Consider the following 3,343-nt stretch of genomic DNA (forward strand, 5'->3'; position numbering starts at 1 on the left):
TCTTTTAAATCGCTTGGATAATTCTTCTTCTACACCTCCAATCCTTTTATATCACACTTTTTTATTCATGAATACAGGTTCTAAGGCTAGGCGCCAAAATTGAGCTATCTCCAGAAGACAACGGTATTGTCATGGAAGTCGATGAATTTTAGCATTATTTAAAAAAAAAGAAGCAAAAATTTGGATTTTTAAAGCTTGGAATTTTAAAGTCCAGGATCGTGCTGGAAAACTGCTCATCGATTGGGAATTTGGTGATCACTATAGTCAAACATTCAAACGACTTTTTGAACGATTAAAAAAAATAGAAAATTTTATTTTATTGCGCAGATCATTGGGCAGGTTTTAATAAAATTATTCCAAGTCCCCACCCCTTTCAGGGAAAAGATAAACCGTTTTCCATTGAACAAAACAACGCTCCACACCACCTTTGGTTTGCAAGGTTTTGCCCCCCTTGCAAACACACGATCACTTGAAATGCTAGAGGTAACACTGCGTGTTTTTGCGGTACTTCATGTTAATAAAACTTTGAAAATCAACCATGCTCCCTTTGGTTAAAGGTCTCGTTTTTTTAAATCGCATACAACTGAGCAAAAAAGGAGGCGGCGATTTCACCTAAATTTCTTTTAGTTAAGAGCAACTTGCTTTTTATTTTTTGAAGCTTACCTGACGCCTTTCGATTTTTGTCTATTGACTTTGTACAGGAAAAGGTCTTGGATCTTGTGTAAATTCTTGATAAAGTCTTTGATCTTCTGGAGACATATTTTTAGGATTTTCAGTACGAAGAATCCTGGGGCGAAGTAAAATCACAAGTTCTGTAATACGCTTAACCTTTTCTTCAGAACTAAATAACGCTCCTAACAGAGGAATATCACAAAGAAATGGGATACCAGAAGTCTTGTACTCTGAAGTTTCTTCCATTAATCCTCCAAGAATGATCACTTGGTTTTCTTTTGCAGCCACAACGGAATCCATTTCCCTGACCTGAATTACTGGAATTTCTGATTTCACTTGAGTAGCCATGCCTTTCATAGAAAGAGCGATGGCTGGATCGTTTTTAACATCAATGATGCGAGATATCGTTGGATGAAGAAATAAAACAATTTGTCCTGTTTCAAAATTAACCACAGGGTGTACGTACAAAATCAACCCAATAGGAACAGTCTGAATTTGACTTCTTGCTTTTTGAATATGAGGAGAATTGGCAGTCATCATAACTTCATCCATCTGCATTTCAAAAAACACTTCATTGCGTGCGACTTTTAGAACTGAGGCCTGATTGTTCAGTACTGTCAGCCTTGGATTGGCTAATGTGCGCACTGTTCCAAATTTACTCATAAAATTTGCAAAAGCGTTTAAGTTTTTTGTATCTATGAAGAATGAAAAAAATGCTCCGTCTTGCATATTTGCCTTTGCATTAATTGCTGCACTTAATGCGGGAAGCGCATCCCATTGAATTCCGCTTTTATGTTCATCGGTTAACTCTATTTCAATAATTTTAGCTTCAATAAGAATTTGAGTCGTTGCAAGTTTTTGCAGATGTTTTAGATATAACTCGATAGCACGATGCTGTTTGGAATTTCCCCATACAGATAGTGTTCCTGCGTAACGGTTTAAAGCATAGGATGGTTTTTCCTTATTAATAGGCTCTTTTAATATGTATTGAACATTATTTTCTAATTCTTCCCAAAAATTTACTTCGTTTTGACTTTTTATTTGGATAGAAGCACCATTTTCTTGAGAAAACGCTGACTTTCCCTTATTTCCCTGTCCTAAAATATCCGTCCTTACCGAAGTTTCTGTTTGAGTTTTTCTTGCACCTATTAAAAATTGAACGTTATAGATTTTTAAGTGAGGACTGTCTGGCGCAATATGAAGAGTGTCATTGTGGTAATAATACCGCAAATCATAAGTTGAGCTAAGATCGTCTAAAACTTTTTCTAAAGGTTTTTCTTGTGCACGGTATAAAACTGTTGTAGATTTAGCGCACGGTCGGTCAAAAACAATATTCACATTAGACTGTTTTGCCAGCTCGAAAAACACCTCCTGCAAGGGGAGTTGCCCTGATAAACAAATTGAAACAGGAATATCGTAACAGCACGGCTTAGAACATTTTTTTTGTAAAGGTATGCAGTGAACGCTAGAACGTTTACACACGGGTTTGGTAAGGCATAGAAAATCTTCTTTCGTTTTTTTTATATCAGGATCTTGGTAATTTTCTCTTTGACATCCACTTATAAAAAATATCCACATCCACATCAAAAAATTAGAGAAGAATGTATACATGTTAAGAAAGGATGTATCCTGTACCGCTAAAATAAATTTATCAGAAAGATTAATTTTATCAAGTGTTTACTTAAAATTACTACTAAATTTATTTTATTAAAATTTTGAGTTTTTTGATATAAAAATATAAAAAATAGCTCTTTTGTAGGATCATAATGAAAATAAGTTTTAATAATGGTACCGGTGTAAGATAGAAAAGCAGTAGGGATAAAAAATAAGTGTACTATACGGTAAGTCCAACCAAAGGAGGTACAATTTTAGTGAATAATTGCGTACGACCGCATGGGGGAGATATTTTAATTTAATTTTGAAATAAAGCGTTTAAATTGTGATAAGAAAGGTAATGAAAGATTAGTCGTTAGTAAAAATTTTAAAAAGATGTACCATAGTCATTTAGCCTGAAGATGGGATTTGGAAGAATGCAGAAATAGCCTCATAAAGTTTGCCAAATGCATTAATTTGGCATTTAATCCATCGTTTCATATTGACCAAGAATTTTTCAATTGGATTTAGATCAGGGGAATATGAAAGCAAAAAAATTACCTTACACCCAACAGATTCGATTAAATCTTTAGTTTTCTTTGATCGGTGAAAGGCAGCAATATCCATAACTACTCCCTTACCTGGCTTCAGCTTTTTTATTAAATGTTCCCCCCACATTTCGAATACCTTCGCGGTACTAGATCCATTAAATATCATCGGAGCTATCGATTTATTATTCACGAATATTGCTATAATATTTGTTCGCGCGTCATATTTAACACTTTTTTTACCTATCAGTTTTATACCGTTTCGCCCCAGCCTTCTATCTTTGAAAATCGTTAGCTCTATACCACTTTCATCGCTATATATAGTACTTTAGGTTGAATTAGGTGCAATTAAAGGAAAATGACAAAGAGCTACCGCAACGATTTAAGACAAAGGGTAAATTTAGATGAGGGGCGGGGTATTGAATCATCGCAACCATTTAAAATAAGTGTATCAGCGACAGGAAGGTGGAATAGAAAATTGGTATAGAAAAAACAGACAAAAAGCTGTTATTTTCCTAAGGGGCTTAGTG

4 protein-coding genes are annotated in these 3,343 nt (G+C 34.7%); 2 read left to right on the top strand and 2 right to left on the bottom strand.

Annotated features, from left to right (window positions below; genetic code table 11):
- Positions 1-399: 399 nt before the first annotated feature.
- Positions 400-555 carry a hypothetical protein gene (locus K737_RS10995; RefSeq protein ID WP_235075663.1) on the top strand — a complete coding sequence of 52 codons (156 nt, stop codon included), beginning with the start codon at positions 400-402 and terminating at the stop codon, positions 553-555.
- Between the two features lie 129 nt (positions 556-684).
- Here the strand turns inward: K737_RS10995 and K737_RS02160 are convergent, their stop codons facing one another.
- Complete coding sequence (locus K737_RS02160; protein WP_200863588.1) at positions 685-2,250, bottom strand: hypothetical protein; 1,566 nt, start codon at positions 2,248-2,250, stop codon at positions 685-687.
- 426 nt (positions 2,251-2,676) lie between these two features.
- Positions 2,677-3,135 carry a transposase gene (locus tag K737_RS09950; protein WP_075260321.1) on the bottom strand — a complete coding sequence of 153 codons (459 nt, stop codon included), beginning with the start codon at positions 3,133-3,135 and terminating at the stop codon, positions 2,677-2,679.
- Positions 3,136-3,171: 36 nt separating this feature from the next.
- On the opposite strand from K737_RS09950, the gene K737_RS11405 reads away from it, so the two are divergent.
- Entirely contained in the window at positions 3,172-3,300 is a 129-nt protein-coding gene (locus K737_RS11405; RefSeq protein ID WP_268743849.1) for a hypothetical protein, read from the top strand.
- Positions 3,301-3,343 lie beyond the last annotated feature (43 nt).

It is taken from the genome of Holospora undulata HU1 (assembly GCF_000388175.3).
GTDB classification, from domain to species: domain Bacteria; phylum Pseudomonadota; class Alphaproteobacteria; order Holosporales; family Holosporaceae; genus Holospora; species Holospora undulata_A.

What these genes read in the sequence shown, in the direction of transcription:
- K737_RS02160 (WP_200863588.1), bottom strand. Translation starts at nt 2,250, where the DNA reads ATGTGGATATTTTTTATAAGTGGATGTCAAAGAGAAAATTACCAAGAT.
- K737_RS11405 (WP_268743849.1), top strand. Translation starts at nt 3,172, where the DNA reads ATGACAAAGAGCTACCGCAACGATTTAAGACAAAGGGTAAATTTAGAT.